The sequence below is a fragment of the Exiguobacterium sp. KKBO11 genome, from assembly GCF_001644945.1.
In the GTDB taxonomy this organism is placed as follows: Bacteria; Bacillota; Bacilli; order Exiguobacteriales; family Exiguobacteriaceae; genus Exiguobacterium_A; species Exiguobacterium_A abrahamii.
In genome coordinates this window covers 368,725-386,916 of sequence record NZ_LUCU01000022.1, presented here as the reverse complement: position 1 = coordinate 386,916, position 18,192 = coordinate 368,725, and the positions used below count along the sequence as shown (strand labels likewise).

The window sequence follows — 18,192 nt, the reverse complement described above, 5'->3', positions numbered from 1 at the left end:
AAAAAGCGTGAGAGGAAGAAGAATCATGGAGAGCTTAGAAGCGTTACTCACACCACCGCAAGATATCGAACAAGAGAATGCAAACATTGATGGCAAAACACCGCTTGCGAAATTACAGCGGATTGCTGGGGAAGCAGCGCGGCAGATGATGCGACGACATCTCGAAGCAGATGTCTTGCAGGCGCTTGACGACAACATCTTGTATATCCACGACGCCGATTATTACGTGACCGGTACGACGACGTGTGCTCAGATTCCGCTCGGTCAGCTACTCTCGAACGGATTTCAGACGACACACGGTTCAATCCGACCAGCGCAAGACATCCGTTCTGCCCTCGCCCTTGCGGCAATCATCGTCCAAGCGAATCAAAACATGCAGCATGGCGGACAAGCCTTCGCGACCTTTGACGATGATGTAGCGCCATTCGTCGAAAAGACCTACCAACGCGAATGGACCAAACTAAACGCCCTTGTGCCGCATTGGAAGCGACGCAAGCGGGAGCGGCGCGCATGGCAGGAGACGTATGAAAAGACGTTTCAGGCGTGCGAAGCGTTCATCCATAATACGAATTCGATGCATTCACGCGGCGGGGGACAGGTGCCGTTTTTATCCGTCAATTATGGAACGAATACGACGCAGGCAGGTCGGCTCTTCCAGCGCGCCTTGCTGACAGCGACGGAACGAGGGTTAGGAAGAGGAGAGACGCCGATCTTTCCGATTCAAATCTTTAAAGTCAAACAAGGCATCAACCTGTCACCGACGGATCCGAACTATGACTTGTTTCAACTTGCCACTCGCGTGACAGGAAAACGATTGTTTCCGAACTTTGCGTTTCTTGATGCACCATTTAACCGTCAGGAGCAACCAGGGGGAGCCGAGGTCGCATACATGGGATGCCGGACCCGTGTGTTTGAAGATCGTGGAGATATCCCGTCCGTCACAGGTCGAGGCAACTTATCGTTTACGAGCATCAATCTCGTCCGTTTGGCACTTCAGAGTCAAACCGTCGATCAAATGTTCGAAGCTGTCCAAGAGACGACAAGACTTGCATGCCGGCAACTCATCGCGCGTTATGAGTTCCAGGCAAGTCGAACGGCTGACGAGTTTCCATTTTTATATCAACATGTCTGGAAAGACGGTGAGACGCTAAAAAGTACGGATCAGGTGGGTCCGGTCCTCAAGCACGGGACGTTAGCGGTCGGCTTCATCGGTCTCGCGGAATGTTTGACCGTTTTGACGGGCAATCATCATGGGTATTCCGAACTGGCACACCAGATTGGTATTGCCTTGATTCAAGCGATGCGAACGGTCATCGACAACTATGGCGAGATGACGGGATTGAACTTCAGTTTACTGGCAACTCCAGCTGAAGGGTTATCAGGTAAGTTCACACGTCGTGATGCCAGTGACTTCGGTGAAATCAAAGGAGTGACCGATCAGCCGTATTACACGAATTCCTTTCATATCCCTGTCGATGCGCCCGTGACGATCCGTGAAAAGATTCAACTCGAAGCACCGTTTCATGCATTATGTAATGGTGGACATATCACCTATGTCGAGACAGATGGCGCACTTGCCGGAAATCCACAAGCGATTGAAGACATCGTTCGTTTGATGGCGGAAGCTGGAATCGGCTATGGGTCAATCAATCATCCCGTCGATCGTTGTCTTGATTGCAGAACGGAGCAGACACTCGAGGATCAGTGTCCGGTTTGCGGAAGTAGATCAATCGAACGGATTCGACGCATCACAGGATATCTCGTCGGTACACTGGACCGTTGGAATGAGGCAAAACGGGCTGAAGAGCAGAATCGGGTGAAGCACGATGTTACGCGTTCTCTCCCTTCATCCTGATTCTGTCGTTGATGGACCCGGTTTGCGAACGGTCCTGTTTCTTGCCGGTTGTCCACACCACTGTGTCGGCTGTCATAATCCGTCCTCCTGGGATCCGGCAGGTGGAGTGGATTGGACGATTAAAGAAACAGTGGAACGGATTCAGGCGATCGGAAATCGTCGTTTGACATTATCCGGCGGCGAGCCGATGCTTCAAGCGGCAGCACTTGTGCAACTTCTCGAACAACTTGGACCAGATTATGACGTCATTTTATATACTGGCTATGTACTAGAGGAAATCTTACAGCGTCGACGGTGGCATCCACTAATACTGCGACTAGACGGACTCATCGATGGTCCGTTCATCCTGTCGAAACTCGACCGAACGACACGTTTTCGGGGCAGCACGAATCAACGAATTTATGATCGACAGCAACTGCAAAAAAGAGTGTTACACAAAAACAAAAACTCCCCCGTCTCATCAGACAGGGGAGAATCAGATCATGCATATTTTTGTTCTTGATCGACGGATTCGACGACTGCGAGTGTCGTCGTCCGTCGTTTTTTGATGAAGAACGATAAGATCAATGCCGCGAGTGCAAGTAACGTCGCGATGAAGAACGTATCATTGATCCCTTCGATCATCGCTTGCATCTGTAACCATTCCGGATTAGCAGCTTCTGGTTGTGAAGCGAATTCCGGGACGTGATGCTTCGTCCGCGACGTCATGATCGTCACGAGCAGACCTGAACCGATCGCACCCGATACTTGTGACAACGTATTGTTCAATGCCGTACCATGGGGCGTCAAGTGTTGCGGAATATGGTTCAATCCGTTCGTCATGACCGGCATCATGACCATCGAGATTCCAAGGAAACGTAACGTATACATGATGACGAGGAACGCGTATGACGTATCCGCCGCTAATTGACTAAACGAGAACGTCGTCAAGACCGTCAGTGATAAGCCGATGATGGCAAGGATCCGGGCGCCGAAACGGTCGAACAGACGACCCGTGATCGGTGACATGATCGCCATGACGATTGCCCCCGGTAACATCAAGAGACCAGAGTGAAACGGTGAGATACCGCGAATCGTCTGGATATAGATCGGCATCAAGATCATGGCGGAGAACATCGACATGTTCAGGACCATCGAAATTCCTTGCGATAAAGCGAACATCGGATAACGGAAAATCCCGAACTCAAGCATCGGTTCTTCGAGCATGAATTGACGTATAATGAAGGAAGTCAGACTGATTACACCGATGATCAACGATCCGATGACCGTCCAAGACCCCCATCCGGCAGAACCAGCGGAACTAAATCCATACAGCAATCCACCGAAACCAAAGCTTGAGAGAACGAGTGAAAATAAATCGAGTTTCAATGTGCTACGAACCGTCTCTTTCTTCAACAAGAAGGCACCCGTGAAGAGCACGAGTAATGCGATCGGAGTGACGAGATGGAACAGCATCCGCCACTCATAATGTTCAAGAATCCAGCCGGACAATGTCGGTCCGATGGCTGGGGCGAACGTGATGACAAGTCCGAAGATTCCCATTGCTTGTCCGCGTTTCTCGATCGGGAAACCGGTCAAAAGAACGTTCATTAGCAGTGGCATCATGATCGCAGAACCAGATGCCTGCATCATCCGCGCACCGAGTAGAAGCGGGAAGACGTGTGCTTGTCCAGCGATGATCGTACCGAGTGAGAACAGCGTCATCGCCGTCAAGAACAGTTGACGTGTCGAAAACTTCTGGACAAGGAATGCTGACGTCGGAATCATGATTCCGTTGACGAGCATATAGCCCGTCGTCAACCACTGGGCGGTGCTTGCCTGAATACCGAATGATCCCATGATCGACGGTAAGGCGATATTAAGTAACGTTGAGTTCAGGACCGCAACGAACGCACCTGCCATAAGGACAGTTAAAATTAAATAAAGTCGTGATGATTGCTTGCTTGATTGCATTTCGTTATGCTCCTTTTGTACTATGAGTCTAAAATGTTAGACTTGAATTCTATAACTAACTTGGCTATCTTACCAGTCCAAGTCGAATGAATTCAAATTATTTGCTTCATACACTAAAATAAGTGATTGTTAAACCATTGCAATCATTTGAACAGAAAAGGACAAGACCATGAATCCAAAAAAGAAACAACTACTAGATGCTGCCTATCAGCTATTCGTCGAAAAAGGTTATCAATCGACGTCCATCCAGGACATTCTTGAGCACAGTAACGTTTCCAAGGGAACGTTCTATAACTATTTCTCCTCTAAAAATGAATTATTCATCGATGTATTTAATACCGTCTTTGAAAAGATGCGGACGGCGCGCAAAGAAATTCTCGTCGGACGAGATGTCTCGGATTATGAGACGTTCATCCAACAAGGTAACTGTTACTTGGAACTGATGCAAAAATATAAATTGTATACGTTGTTCGAAGAGGCGATTGCTTCGAATGAAAAAGAACTGAAGACGTTCATGGAGAATAACCGTCTTCTTGAAATCGAATGGACGTTTGAACGATTACGTGATTTATTCGGTCAGACGAAGGAACCGTATCTTCTAGATTTAGCGGTCATTTATACAGGGATGTTGCAATATGCGATGTACTTCTTCCGTCAATCCGAACCGAACACACAACCGGAACGGGTCGTCCGTTATGTATTCAATCGATTGACGCATCTCGTCGAAGACGTCAGTCGGACAGAAGAACAGTTGATTCCCCCGCGTTTCCTATCCGTTTGGCTCGATCGTCCACAAGATGAAGTCGTCATTCGGAAGGATTTGTTCGAGAAGACGAGTGCGCATATGAAGCGCTTGATTACCTTGTCATCGATTTCCGATGAATCGAAGGAAGCCCATGAAGAGGTTCTTGATTTCATCTATGAAGAACTACTCGAACGTAAGAAACCGAAAATTCATCTTCTACGCCGTGCACTCGAGACGATGGACGAAGATCCGGTCTTTGCGGGTCAGGAAATCATGGCGACCTATAAGGCGATGGTCGATGAGATTGCCCGTGTGCGGACCAAAACTTCCTAAAAAGGTTGCTTTTTGAAACTAATCGGATTACACTGAGACCATTCATGTTAGAAAAGGGGTCTCAATCATCATATGTTTACTCAATGGAAAAAAGAGTGGTTCCTGCAACCAAAAGCGGATTTGCTATCCGGAATCGTCGTTGCCTTGGCACTCGTTCCGGAAGCAATCGCGTTTTCGCTGATCGCTGGCGTTAATCCGATGGTCGGGTTATACGCTTCCGTCATCATTGCGATCGTCATCTCGATTGCCGGCGGTCGTCCCGGAATGATTTCAGCTGCGACCGGTGCGATGGCACTCGTCGTCGTCCAGCTCGTCAAAGACCATGGTGTCGACTATTTACTAGCTGCCGGTATCCTTGCCGGAATTCTACAAATCGCGTTCGGATTTTTAGGGATTGCTAAGTTATTACGATTCATTCCTCGATCCGTCATGGTCGGATTCGTCAATGCTTTAGCGATTTTGATTTTCTCGGCACAACTGCCGCAGTTTGAAGGTCAGAACTGGATCATGTACGCAATGGTCGCCGCATCACTCGCCATCATCTTGTTATTCCCACGCGTGACGAAAGCGATTCCGGCACCACTCGTTGCGATCACGATCATGACGGTGTTGACGGTCGTCTTCTCACTCGATACACGAGTCATTGGAGACATGGGACAAATCGAAGCGGCGTTACCAAGCTTCTTCTTGCCGGACGTCCCGTTCTCACTTGAGACGCTCCAAATCATCTTCCCGTATGCTTTGTCACTTGCATTCGTCGGTTTGATCGAATCGTTGCTGACAGCACGAATCGTCGATGAGATGACGGATACGACGTCAAACAAAGCAATGGAATCACGCGGACAAGGAATTGCGAACATCATCGCTGGTATGTTCGGTGGCATGCCGGGTTGTGCGATGATCGGTCAATCGGTCATCAATGTCACGTCTGGTGGGCGTGGTCGCTTGTCGACGTTGACAGCAGGTGTGTTTTTAATGCTGTTGATGTTTACGATGAATGATCTATTGATGACAATTCCGATGGGAGCACTCGTCGGTGTCATGTTCTTCGTCTCGTATGCGACGTTTGACTGGGGCTCATTTAAGATGCTCAAGACGTCACCGAAGAGTGATTCTGCTGTCATGCTCGCAACCGTTCTCGTCACCGTATTGACGAACGATTTATCAATGGGCGTTCTTGTCGGAATCTTGCTTGCTGCGTTATTATTTGCGTCAAAAATTTCTCGTATTCAAGTCGAGCGAAAGGAGCAAACAGATCGAGTCCGTTATACGATTCGTGGACCGTTGTTCTTTGCATCGACGACAGCATTTGCAGAACAGTTCCAGCTCGAAACTGATCCATCGTCCGTCATCACGCTCGATTTCTCGGCGTGTCACTTGTTTGATGATTCTGCCATCGAAGCGATCGAGAACGTCGTCTTGAAATACGAACGACTTGGAAAAAAAGTTGAACTCGTTGGATTGAATGAAGAGTCGCAGGCTCTTGTCGATCGACTAGCTCAACGGATTGCATAAGAGAACAGGAAGAAAATATGAGGAAGCGGTCGGCATCGTGTCGACTGCTTTTTTGTTTTCTTCTGATTGACGATGAGAAGTGCGCCCATTGATTGGTTTCGCTATACTAAAAACAAAAGGGGGCAGTTAAGATGAAATGGTTTCGATTTGAGCAAGAAGGAAAAGTAGGCATCGGAGTTGAGCAGGATGGGGCTACATATGATGTGACGGCACAAGTCTATACGGATTCATTGTTTGAAGTGATTTCACGTGAGTTCGATGTTGACCTTGATTTAGATATCGCGCCACTACTTAATGGAGATGTTCGAAAACTGGCACCGTATGTTCCAGCACGAAACGTCATCTGTGTCGGCAAAAACTATGCCGATCACATCAAAGAGATGGATACGGCGGGAGCGGGGAAATTCGTCTTGTTCACGAAAGCACCGACGTCGATCGTCGGACCGTTCGAACCGATCGAACGGCATGCGGATTTGACACAGCAACTGGATTATGAAGGTGAACTCGCCATCATCATCGGCACGACGGGGCGTGATCTGACACCTGAGAATGCACTTGATCACGTGTTCGGCTATAGTATCGTCAATGACGTGACAGCGCGGGATTTACAAAAAGAACACGTCCAGTTCTTCCGTGGTAAATCGCTTGATGGGTTCTGTCCGTTCGGACCGGTCATCGTCTCAGCGGACAGCTTTGATCCAAGTGACGTCCTCGTCGAGACGCGCGTGAACGGGCAACTCCGACAGTCGGGATCAACGGCCTTGATGTTGCGTGATGTCGTGACGATTTTAGTTGAAGTGTCGCGCGGAATGACGCTTGAAGCAGGGGACATCATTGCGACAGGAACTCCAGCTGGTGTGGGTCACGGCATGAAACCACCGGTCTACCTTCAGACAGGGGATGTCGTCGAGGTATCGATTGAAGGAATCGGTCGCCTGCAAAATGAAGTCCAGTGAACGAAGATGACCGAAATGATTGAATTTCATTCACCGCTTTCCACATTACTTTGGAAAGCGGTTTTTTATTTTGCGAAATACATAGATAATTTGAAAAATGATTGATTTTATTCGATAAAACAGTCATCATATGACCGTTTTTGATGTATAATGAAACTATAAGGACGGTTTAATGTCGAAAAAAGTCGTATTTTGAACGTTTTATAGAGAAATTATATAATTTTTGAACGTTTTTGATTGATTTTTGAATGTAAACGCTTTATATTATAGATGTGGAGGGAAACCTTATGTTAACGAAAAAACGCCATCAACTCATTCTCGAATTACTAGCTCGAGAAGAAGTCGTCAAGATGCAAAAAATCGTCGAGCAAACCGGTGCCAGTGAGTCTACGATTCGTCGGGATTTATCACAGCTTGAGACAGCAGGTCATCTGCGTCGGGTGCACGGGGGCGCGACAGCGAACCATTTGCAAATTGAGGAACCGAGTTACTTCGAAAAGAGTGACAAACATGTCGAAGAAAAGGAACGGATCGCACGAGCGGCCGCTGACCTGATCGAAGACGGCATGTATGTCTACCTCGATGCCGGAACGACGACGCTTGCCATCGTTCCGTATCTCGAAGAGAAGGCGATTACGGTCGTGACGAACAGTCTTCCTCTAGCGAACACGTTACTCTATCACCGTATCCCGACGTTCGTCGTCGGAGGTCAACTGAAGCATTCAACGCAAGCACTCGTCGGTTACAACGCACGTGAAGGAATGTTGATTTACCATTTTGATGTCGCGTTCCTTGGGATGAACGGTGTTCATCCGACACAAGGCTTCACGACACCAGATCCGGAAGAGGCACTCGTAAAGAAGACAGCGATCGAGTTAGCAAAACAATCGTATGTACTCGTCGATGAGACGAAACTGGATGCAATCAGCTTCAGTCGGGTGGCGTCCTTGCAAGCGGCGACGATCATCACGACGACATCCAGCGAGCAAGAAGCGAAATACAGTCAATACACAGAGGTGGTGAACGCGAAATGATTTATACACTGACACTCAATCCATCCATCGACTATTATGTCACGTTACCGGTATTTGAGGCAGGACAAGTCAATCGTGTCGAACAGGCGGAAAAAGTGGCCGGAGGGAAAGGAATCAACGTCTCTCTCGTCCTAAAAAACTATGAGGTAGAAACACAAGCACTCGGATTCCTTGGGGGAAGTACCGGACAATTCATCCGGGCAGAACTCGAGAAACGAGGCGTGTTAACGGACTTCACACCGATTCAAGATGAGACGCGGATCAACGTGAAGATTCGTGCCGATCAAGAATCTGAGCTGAATGCAGCGGGACCGAAGATTCAACCGGAAGAGCTGGAGCATTTATTATCCCGATTCAAGACGATGCAAGCCGGTGACATCGTCGTCTTCGCAGGCAGTATCCCAAGCAGTCTACCGCATGATCTCTATCGTCATATCGCGACGATCTTGAATGAACGGAACGTCCGCTTCGCCGTTGATACGACGAAGGAAGCGATGCTTGAAGTCTTACCGCTCAGTCCATTTTTAATCAAGCCGAATCACCATGAACTCGGTGAAATTTTCGACGTCGAGATTACGTCGAAGGAGATGGCCGTTCCATACGCCCAACAGCTCGTCGAGCGTGGTGCCGAGAACGTCGTCATCTCATTTGCAGGAGACGGAGCACTGCTCGTCAATCGTCAAGGTGCCTACACGGCAAACACACCGGCAGGAAAGCTCGTCAATTCTGTCGGTGCCGGAGATTCACTCGTCGCTGGATTCGTTGCCAGCCATGCGCTCGGCAAATCACCAGAAGAAGCGTTCCGCTATGCGGTCACGACTGGTAGCGCGTCTGCTTATTCCTTCGGTCTTTGTACGAAGGAAGATATCGATCGTCTCATCAAAGACGTCAACGTCGTTGAACTCATTCAATCCTAAAAGGAGTGTGACTACTCATGAAAATTACTGATCTCTTGACACGTGATACGATTCAGCTCGATTTACAAGCGTCATCTAAAGCCGCTGTCATCGACGAACTCGTAAACGTCCTCGATCGGGCAGGAAAACTGAACGATCGCTCGGCATATAAAGAAGCGATTCTCGCACGGGAAGCGCAAAGTACGACAGGTTTAGGGGAAGGCATTGCCATTCCACACGCAAAAACAGCAGCAGTCAAAACACCAGCGATCGCCTTCGGTCGTTCGACAGGTGTTGACTACGAAGCACTCGACGGTCAACCAAGTCGGTTGTTCTTCATGATCGCAGCAGGTGAGAACGCAGATAATGCGCACCTTGAAACACTTTCGAAACTATCCGTTTATCTGATGGATATGAACTTCCGCGATACGATTCTTGCGGCTAAAACGAAAGACGAAGTCATCGCAGCAATCGAAGCGAAGGAACGCGAAGAAGAAGGTCCAGTTGACGTCTCAAGCGACAACGTCGACCAAGACGCACCGTATATCCTCGCTGTCACAGCTTGTCCGACAGGGATTGCACACACGTATATGGCGGCTGATGCCCTTCGCCAAAAAGCAGAAGAGATGGGTGTCCGCATCAAAGTCGAGACGAACGGATCGACAGGCGTCAAGAACGGTTTGACACAACAAGACATCAACGATGCGACAGCGATCATCGTCGCTGCGGATAAAGCGGTTGAGATGGATCGCTTCAACGGGAAACACGTCGTTGAAGTACCGGTCGCACAAGGAATTCGTAAACCACAAGAATTAATTAACCGTGCCGTCAAACAAGACGCACCTGTCTACAAAGCGAGCGGTTCAAGCGAAAGTTCAAAACCAGCGCGTGGTGGATTCTACAAACACTTAATGAGTGGGGTATCCGCAATGTTGCCACTCGTCGTCGCTGGTGGTCTCTTGATCGCGATCAGCTTCTTCTGGGGAATCAACTCTGCGAATCCGGATGATCCGTCATACAACGAGTTCGCTGCTCAGTTAATGTCGATCGGGAAAGCTGCATTCGGTCTCTTGATTCCAATCCTCGCTGGATTCATCGCGATGTCGATCGCTGATAAACCAGGTCTTGCTCCTGGTCTGATCGCTGGGTTCCTTGCAAGCAGTGGTAACGCTGGTTTCCTCGGTGGATTGATTGCCGGTTTCCTTGCTGGTTACGTCGTTCTCTTACTCGTTAAAGTCTTCAAAGGTCTCCCGGCAGCTCTTGAAGGAATCAAACCAGTCTTGCTCTATCCACTGTTTGGTTCATTCATCACAGGGATGATCATGTTACTCGTCATCAATGAGCCGATCGCGAAGTTCATGACATGGCTCACGGATTCACTGAACGGACTCAGTGGTGGGAACGCAATCCTCCTCGGTATGCTCGTCGCAGGTATGATGGCAATCGACATGGGTGGTCCGATCAACAAAACAGCATACGTTTTCGGTACAGCTGCTCTTACAGCAGGTAACACGGAAGTCATGGCAGCCGTCATGGCAGGTGGGATGGTTCCACCACTCATCGTGGCTTTCTCATCAACATTGTTCGCACGTAAGAAATTCACACCGCAAGAACGTGAAGCAGGTATCGCTGCTTACGCAATGGGTGCATCGTTCGTCACAGAAGGTGCGATTCCATTCGCAGCAGCCGATCCACTCCGCGTCATTCCGTCAAGCGTCATCGGTTCAGCTATCGCTGGTGCATTGACGATCGTCTTCGGCGTCTTGCTCCCAGCACCACATGGCGGTATCTTCGTCTTCCCGTTACTTGATGGTCCATCAGGTACGGTCATGGCAATCGTCGGTTACGCGGGTGCGATCCTCATCGGTTCACTCGTTGGTGCGGCAATCCTATCCTTCCTCAAAAAACCGCTTGTTGACCAATCGGTCGCGAAAGCGGAAATGACAGAAGGAACAGGTACGAAAGCATCATAATTCACCTAAATCCTCTCCGTTTTCAAGCGGAGGGGATTTTTTGTTGAATTTTGACGGCTAACGGTGAAGAATAGAGGGCATACTGAATAAGAAGGAGGGATGGACATGGGTGGACAATCCTTACAAATCGGACCACGGACCATCAAGACAGGTCTTGCGGTCATCTTGGCGCTGTTGATCAGTAATCTGTTCAACCTTAGCCCAATCCTGCCTGCGATCTCGGCAGCGACGACACTCCTGCCTTCGGTCTATCAGACATGGAAACAATTTCTCGAGGAAGCAGAGGCCAACTTGATTGGTGCCTTTTTGACGTTACTCGCACTTTGGATTTTAGGGGATAATCCGGCGAATCCGCTTGCAATCGGAATCGTCATCATGGCAGCAATCTCGATTTTGCTAGCCTTTGGTTTCGGGCGGACGATTCCACACGTCGTCTTGATGATCATTGTCATTCTCGAAAGTGTGGCGACAGCGACCGAACCACTTTGGCAAGTCGTCTTGATTCGTTACTTGCTCGTCATGCTCGGGATCGGCTGTGCGCTCGGCATCAATGCGTTGATCTTCCCGCCGCGTTACGGCAATGTCTATTACCAGAAAGCGACGAAACTTTTCGAGAAACTGCTCGTCGTCACGCGAGCGATTGCCTTCGAAGGAAAGGTCGCCCCATATCGGGCAGCGATTGATAAAATGTCAAATTCGCTCCTTGAGACACAAAATCTGTTCAACCTACACAAGGAAGAGATTCGAGGAACGCGTCAAAAGCACGCCTCGCTCTTACGGAACCTGTTGATTCTCAAACATATGCAATCGTGCCTCGAACGTGGTGTCGCGACGGCAGAGCGCTTCAGAGAGCGAGAGAAGGCCCTTGACTCGATTGCGGACGATCTTCGGAGTGAATTGTTTTATCACTTGATGCATATCGCACAGCGACAAGAGAAGGTCTTGCTGACATATGATCTCTTGTTGACGGAAGAACCACTCGCGATGGAGGATCTCGTCAAAGAGAACATCGCCTTCGTCAAGCACTCTTTCCTTGACCGCGATGAACTCGAGGAAGAAGTCATCATGGAAATCTTACCGATCGTCGTCTCGATGAATGAGTGGATCCAAGAGCTTGAAGCATTCGAAAAACGGCTCAACGGTGCGCTTCGTCGTCATATCACATCACTGACGATCGAACAAAAATCAGTCCGCGATAAAACATTTAATCGATTTAAACGTAAAAAAGCCATTGACGAAAGTAAAAAGTAAGCGTATAGTCCTCCTTAACGATACTTTACTTGCTAAAAGCATAACAGTATAACAGCATAACAGAACGAAAGATTAAGCGATGATGAAACCGAAGTAAAGACCATCTCCCTGTTTCAGAGAGCACGTGGCGCTGCGAACGTGTACACAGATGGTGTTGAATTACAGTTTCTGAGCTTCTTGCGTAAGCGAGCGGAGCAAACCGTTATCCCGATCATGAGTGACTCAGTCAATGACTGGGTAATCAGGGTGGTACCGCGGCTTTCGTCGCCCCTGTCGAACGATACGTTCGGCAGGGGCTTTTTTGTTATCTCACATTCATTCAAGGGGGAACTCATATGTCTACACCAATCATTCCAAGTCACTTACGTCCACACGTCGCACCACAGCACTACGAAGACTACACGCCAACGGATCATGCCGTTTGGAGATACGTCATGCGACTGAATCTAAATACGTTACAAGATACAGCACACCCGGCATACCTCGAAGGGCTTGCTGAATCGGGCATCAGCCCGGAACGGATTCCAAACGTGCGTGAAATGACAGCGAACCTAAGCCGTGGAGGCTGGGGAACAGTCGCTGTTGATGGTCTCATTCCTGGCGTCGCCTTCTTCGATTTCCAAGGGCACGGACTCTTGCCGATCGCGACCGACATCCGGAAGGTCGATAACATTCTTTACACACCAGCGCCAGATATCTTGCATGAAGCAGCGGGGCACGCACCAATCTTGATGAATCCGGTTTACGCGGAATTCGTTCGTCGCTTCGGTGAGATCGGGGCACATGCCTTTAACCATAAAGCCGAGCATGACGTGTTCAAGGCACTAAAGAAATTGACGATCGTCAAAGAGAGCCCATTCTCGACGCCAGCCGATATCGAACAAGCTGAAATTGAGCTCGCGGAGACACGGACACACGTCAAAGGGATTTCGGAAGCGAACGAAATCTCACGTCTGTTCTGGTGGACGGTTGAATTCGGTCTGATTGGTGATATCGACAATCCACAAATCTACGGTGCAGGTCTTCTATCATCAGTCGGTGAAAGCCGTCACTGCTTAACGGACGCGGTCGTTAAACATCCATTCTCGCTTGAGAAAGCACTTGCGACGAAACATGACGTGACGAGCATGCAAAAAGAACTCTTCGTTTGTGAATCGTTCGAACAGCTTCGCGATGCACTTGAAGAATTCGCACAGTCGATGTCTTACATCCGCGGTGGTATTCACGGACTGACGAAAGCGGTCGAATCGGGTAACCTATCGACGCTCGTCTTCGACAGTGGTCTCTCGCTCGTCGGTGTTCCTGAAACGCAAGAGATCCACGATTCGCTACATCTCGTCAAACTAACAGGCCCGACAGCGCTTGCTGCGAACGGTGAAGTGTTGACAGGTCAAGGACTTGCAGATCATCCGGAAGGCTTTACACTCCTTCACGGCAAGGAATTGAACGAAGTATTGATGCAAGTCAAAGTCGGTGAACGTCTCGACTGGGCGGAAGGAAATGTTCATGTCACAGGAGACATCACAGCGATTCAAAACGTCAATGGAAATCGGGCGCTCGTCGTCTTAGAAGCAGCGACGCTTGCAAACGACGGGAAAACGATGACGATGGACCGGATGGAATTGATCGTCGGTGACATTACGTCAGCATTCCCGGGAACGGAAGTTGAAGCACTGAAGCCGATTCCGGAAACGGTCGAGTTCGAACGAATCGAACGTCCGTTGACAGCGGCTGATCCGATCTTCGAAGTCGTCCGCGAGATTCGCGAAGGTCGTGCCGGACGAGAACGGTTACCGCAACTGATCGATCAGACACTCGTCCAGTTACCGGACGCTTGGTTACTCCGTCTTGAATTACTCGAGTTAGCGGATGAAGTCGATCAACCACGTCTGATTGCAGATCTCGAGCGCTTAAAAGCGACATCTGAGCAGCGAGATGAATTGATCACGCGTGGGATGGCCTTACTCGACGTCGTTCATCAATGAGTCGAACTCCGGTTCTGAACCTGTTAGAATGGAGACATTCGGTAAAAGGGGATGATCGGTTATGACAAATTATTATCAAGACGTAAAGGAATTTCACCGTGTATTTTCACACCCTGGCGCAACGACGCCAACACCTATGACGGTCGATCGTGGAATCAAACGCTCGACCTGGACGGCGGAAGAAGCAGTCGTTGAGTTCCTGCATCAATCGGCGACGAGTGAAGCAGAATTTCTTGAAGCGATCGAACGTTTCAAGTCAGGACTTGATACAGCGGTTGAAAAATCGCTCCAGATGAAACAACCCGAAACAGATGTCGAACGGCTCGTCGGACAAGGGGATGCCTTGACGGACGCCCTCTACTTCATCATGGGAAGCTTCGTTGAGATCGGGCTTGATCCGGCTCCATTGTTCGAGATCGTCCAGCGTGCGAACATGGCGAAGCTTGGACCGGACGGAAAACCAATCTTCCGGGAATCGGACCAAAAGGTCATGAAACCGGAAGGCTGGCAACCACCGGAACCACAACTGGAAGCAGAAGTACGTCGGCAAATCGCTGTAGCTTCGAGTACGTCGAAAGCGTGATTCATGACGATAAAAAGAGAGGGATGACTGGTCTGCGAACCGGTCATCCCTCTCTTGTTGTATCTATTCACTTTTGACTTGATAACGCGATAAATCGAGTTGACGGGCGGTGAGGAATTCGACATCTTCTGCTTCAAGCGCCAGTCGCTGTTCATCGCCTTCAAGCGATAGTTTTCCGCCAGCAGCAAGCACGCGGTGCCACGGTAGACGTTCCGTCTTACTCATGCTGTGAAGAATCCGCGCTACTTGTCGTGCGCTACGCGGATGACCGGCGAGTCGAGCGACTTGCCCGTAAGTCATGACTCGACCAGCAGGGATCGAACGAATGATAGTCAGGACATCTTGCGTGAATGGTGTCATGTTTCGTCCGTAGCAACGACATACTGTTGAATCTTATCGTCTTCATCAAAGCCGATCGTCACATCGATGATGCCTTGTTGCAGGCGAATCTGGAGCTCGAGACGGTCCTTGATATCGTCCGCTTGTGCGATCGTCAACGTCGGGTCGACTTCAATCTCGACTTCGACGTGGAAATGATCGCCTTCCTTAATGACTTCGAGTTTACTGATGTCTTTGACGTCAGGGTCCTTCATGATTAGTCCACCGAGACGTGCTGCCATCGTCTCATCGGCTTCACCCAGTGCACCAGCTGCGTTTTGTAGGAAGACATTCCCGACGACGTAAAACATCATCAGTCCGATAAGGATCGAAGCAATTCCTTCTGCCTGATGGAACGGTGTCACATGCGAGATAATGACGGCGATCATCGCGACGACGCCACCGGCCGTTGCGACCAAATCTTCTAGAAACACAAGGCGTGTGGCTGGTTTTGCTTGTTTGAGTGAGCGGAAGCTGTCAAGAATCAAGCGTGGTCCTTTCGAGTCTAACTTCGCATCGTGTGCGATCTCTTGCATCGCTTTAACAAATACGCCACTCTCTAAGACGACACCGACGAACAAGACAGACAACGTGATCCAAAAGCCAGTTGATTCCGTCGGTTCGATGATGTGGGCGATCCCTTCATGAATCGTTTCGTACGCCATGATGCCGACGAAGAGGATGGCGCCGAGCAACACGAGATTGACGAGACGACCGAAGCCGTTCGGGAATCGTTTCGTTGGTGCCTTTTTACTGAGGGCAGAACCGATGAAGACGAAAAATTGGTTGGCAGCGTCCCCGAGCGTATGCATCATCTCCGCGAACATCGCGACATTTCCCGTCAGGACGTAGGCAATTGCCTTGATGATAGCGATGACGGAGTTAACGATGCCTGCCGTCAGCGCCGACCGGTTTCCCCGGCGTAATAATGTAAAAAATTCTCCCATGATTGTACTCCTTTTAGTTAAGTTACGTATTAGTTCACTTTATTATGTTACATCATTTTGAGAAAAACGACTATCTTCACACGAAAAAACCCGCGCAAGATGCGCGGGTTTAACTGGTCAAGACAAGTCGACTGTTTTATTGATTTCGTTCTCATCGTCTTTGCCGACGACTTTCTTCAATACTTGTTTGACGGACTTCGTCGTGTTTCCCGTTTCCCAGTATTCAGCAGCTTCAGTGTTGACTTTAATCAAGACGACTTTCGGATCTTCATATGTCGTTCCGAGATAGGCTTCATAGCGTGGGCTCCAGAGCTCTTTCTTCCGTTCGATGTCTTCAACGAGTTCCGCTGTCCCGCGGATCGAGACATATGATTTGTCAACATATGCGACATTGACGCTCGGATTCTTAAGTAGTTCTTGATATTTGTCTGTTTCTTTTGAAGTGAGGAACCAGAGGTCGCCATCAAATTCGATATCCTGTGTTTGCATCGGACGCGATACGAGTCCTTCTGCTGAAATCGTCGTCAGCATCGCTGTTTCGATTTTATCAATCAGTTTCTTGACCGTTTCGACTGCTTCTTGATTCGTAGTATGTGTTGACATGTAACTCCACCTCATTCGTTAGATTTTTATGCTCACTTAGGCATTGTTCCCTGAATCTCAAAATGAAAACGTCCCCATGATGGAAAGAAGCAGTTTCGTTGCACGGTACAACGAGGAGGCGTACAGTGTAGGTACGTATTCGAAAGAAAAAGGAGAGACATACATGAAACTTAGTATTTTAGACCAATCCCCGGTCTCTAAAGGACAATCCCCATCTGATGCCTTACACGAAACGGTCGAGCTCGCGAAAATCGCGGACGAACTCGGCTATCATCGCCTGTGGGTATCCGAACACCACTTCGCCAAAACACTGGCTGGTTCAAGCCCGGAAGTCCTGATTGCTTACATGGCGGCAGTGACGAAACAGATTCGCCTCGGTTCAGGCGGTGTCATGCTGCCGCATTACAGTGCCTATAAAGTCGCAGAGAACTTCCGTGTCCTTGAAGGGCTTGCACCAAACCGGATCGACCTTGGACTCGGTCGGGCACCGGGCGGTATGCCGCTTGCGACACGTGCGTTGCAAGAAGGATCGTCGCCACGTTTTGGTGGAGCCGATTACGGCGAACAACTCGATGATCTCGTCGATTACTTGAAAGACGGGGCGCCTGCCGGACACCGGTTCGCGGGACTCGTCGCAACACCAGAAGTCGATACGACACCAGAGGGCTGGTTACTTGGATCAAGTGGGGGTAGTGCCTTGAACGCCGCACAACGCGGATTCGGATTTGCCTTTGCTCACTTCATCAATGGACAAGGTGGACAAGAAGTGATGGATTACTACCGTCATAACTTCATGGCGACGTCATTCAATGAGACACCACAAACGCTCGTCTCGATCTTCGTTACGTGTGCTGAAACGACAGAAGAAGCAGAACGGTTAGCTTCAAGTCTGGATCTGTCACTACTCTTACTGGAAAAAGGGGTCTCGTCGACAGGAACGCCAACTCCGGAAGAGGCAGCGGCGTATCCGTATACGTTCCAAGACCAATTCCGGATTGCTGAAAACCGGAAGCGGATGATCGTCGGTAATCCGGAATCCGTTGCAAAACAATTGCAAGAGCTCGCCGATTCCTACGGCACAGACGAAGTGATGATCGCTTCGATGATCGCAGACAAGGAAGCAAAACAACAATCATTAAAATTAATCATGGATGCCGTCAAAGCGACGGTCTGACCGATTCGCAC

At 49.3% G+C, this 18,192-nt stretch carries 16 protein-coding genes and 1 other annotated feature; of the genes, 12 read left to right on the top strand and 4 right to left on the bottom strand.

The window, feature by feature from the left end; translation table 11 throughout:
* Positions 1-25 precede the first annotated feature (25 nt).
* Both AYO36_RS09020 and AYO36_RS09015 read left to right on the top strand, forming a co-directional pair.
* Positions 26-1,855: an anaerobic ribonucleoside triphosphate reductase gene (locus tag AYO36_RS09020; protein ID WP_064300222.1), complete on the top strand. Its 1,830-nt coding sequence runs from the start codon at positions 26-28 to the stop codon at positions 1,853-1,855.
* Positions 1,827-2,357 carry a 4Fe-4S single cluster domain-containing protein gene (locus tag AYO36_RS09015; RefSeq protein WP_064300221.1) on the top strand — a complete coding sequence of 177 codons (531 nt, stop codon included), beginning with the start codon at positions 1,827-1,829 and terminating at the stop codon, positions 2,355-2,357. Before AYO36_RS09020 ends, AYO36_RS09015 begins: the two co-directional genes overlap by 29 nt.
* On the opposite strand, the gene AYO36_RS09010 is transcribed toward AYO36_RS09015, so the two are convergent.
* Complete coding sequence (locus AYO36_RS09010) at positions 2,336-3,808, bottom strand: DHA2 family efflux MFS transporter permease subunit (protein ID WP_023467723.1); 1,473 nt, start codon at positions 3,806-3,808, stop codon at positions 2,336-2,338. The genes AYO36_RS09015 and AYO36_RS09010 overlap by 22 nt on opposite strands.
* Positions 3,809-3,977: 169 nt before the next feature.
* On the opposite strand from AYO36_RS09010, the gene AYO36_RS09005 reads away from it, so the two are divergent.
* The 9 genes from AYO36_RS09005 (at position 3,978) to AYO36_RS08965 (ending at position 15,079) form a co-directional block, all read left to right on the top strand.
* Entirely contained in the window at positions 3,978-4,886 is a 909-nt protein-coding gene (locus AYO36_RS09005; protein WP_035398167.1) for a TetR/AcrR family transcriptional regulator, read from the top strand.
* A 72-nt stretch (positions 4,887-4,958) separates the two neighbouring features.
* On the top strand, positions 4,959-6,401 hold the full coding sequence (locus tag AYO36_RS09000) for a SulP family inorganic anion transporter (RefSeq protein ID WP_023467725.1): 1,443 nt from the start codon (positions 4,959-4,961) through the stop codon (positions 6,399-6,401).
* A 131-nt stretch (positions 6,402-6,532) separates the two neighbouring features.
* Positions 6,533-7,357 (top strand): fumarylacetoacetate hydrolase family protein, encoded by an 825-nt coding sequence (locus tag AYO36_RS08995; RefSeq protein WP_064300220.1) that lies wholly within the window; start codon positions 6,533-6,535, stop codon positions 7,355-7,357.
* Between the two features lie 287 nt (positions 7,358-7,644).
* A complete protein-coding gene (locus AYO36_RS08990; RefSeq protein ID WP_029341218.1) occupies positions 7,645-8,391 on the top strand; it encodes a DeoR/GlpR family DNA-binding transcription regulator in 747 nt (248 codons plus the stop codon).
* Entirely contained in the window at positions 8,388-9,308 is a 921-nt protein-coding gene (pfkB, locus tag AYO36_RS08985; RefSeq protein WP_064300219.1) for a 1-phosphofructokinase, read from the top strand. The genes AYO36_RS08990 and pfkB overlap by 4 nt, the downstream gene beginning before the upstream one ends.
* Before the next feature lie 17 nt (positions 9,309-9,325).
* The gene (locus AYO36_RS08980; protein ID WP_064300218.1) at positions 9,326-11,260 is read left to right on the top strand and encodes a PTS fructose transporter subunit IIABC; all 1,935 of its coding nucleotides are present in this window, start codon (positions 9,326-9,328) and stop codon (positions 11,258-11,260) included.
* Positions 11,261-11,365: 105 nt separating this feature from the next.
* Positions 11,366-12,511, top strand: a complete 1,146-nt coding sequence (locus AYO36_RS08975; protein WP_023467731.1) for an FUSC family protein — start codon at positions 11,366-11,368, stop codon at positions 12,509-12,511.
* A gap of 70 nt (positions 12,512-12,581) precedes the next feature.
* Positions 12,582-12,786, top strand: a binding site (T-box leader).
* A gap of 60 nt (positions 12,787-12,846) precedes the next feature.
* Positions 12,847-14,496 (top strand): aromatic amino acid hydroxylase, encoded by a 1,650-nt coding sequence (locus AYO36_RS08970; protein ID WP_064300217.1) that lies wholly within the window; start codon positions 12,847-12,849, stop codon positions 14,494-14,496.
* Between the two features lie 61 nt (positions 14,497-14,557).
* Positions 14,558-15,079: a pyrophosphohydrolase domain-containing protein gene (locus AYO36_RS08965; protein WP_064300216.1), complete on the top strand. Its 522-nt coding sequence runs from the start codon at positions 14,558-14,560 to the stop codon at positions 15,077-15,079.
* 63 nt (positions 15,080-15,142) lie between these two features.
* Here the strand turns inward: AYO36_RS08965 and AYO36_RS08960 are convergent, their stop codons facing one another.
* From AYO36_RS08960 to AYO36_RS08950, 3 genes are all read right to left on the bottom strand, one after another.
* Positions 15,143-15,439 (bottom strand): MGMT family protein, encoded by a 297-nt coding sequence (locus AYO36_RS08960; protein ID WP_064300215.1) that lies wholly within the window; start codon positions 15,437-15,439, stop codon positions 15,143-15,145.
* Positions 15,436-16,404, bottom strand: coding sequence for a cation diffusion facilitator family transporter (locus tag AYO36_RS08955; RefSeq protein WP_029341224.1), 969 nt, complete (start codon positions 16,402-16,404; stop codon positions 15,436-15,438). The genes AYO36_RS08960 and AYO36_RS08955 overlap by 4 nt, the downstream gene beginning before the upstream one ends.
* Positions 16,405-16,521: 117 nt before the next feature.
* Positions 16,522-17,007, bottom strand: coding sequence for a pyridoxamine 5'-phosphate oxidase family protein (locus AYO36_RS08950; protein ID WP_023467736.1), 486 nt, complete (start codon positions 17,005-17,007; stop codon positions 16,522-16,524).
* 163 nt (positions 17,008-17,170) lie between these two features.
* Here AYO36_RS08950 and AYO36_RS08945 point away from each other — a divergent pair, with 163 nt between their 5' ends.
* Positions 17,171-18,181 (top strand): LLM class flavin-dependent oxidoreductase, encoded by a 1,011-nt coding sequence (locus AYO36_RS08945; RefSeq protein ID WP_023467737.1) that lies wholly within the window; start codon positions 17,171-17,173, stop codon positions 18,179-18,181.
* The last annotated feature ends 11 nt before the right edge of the window (positions 18,182-18,192 follow it).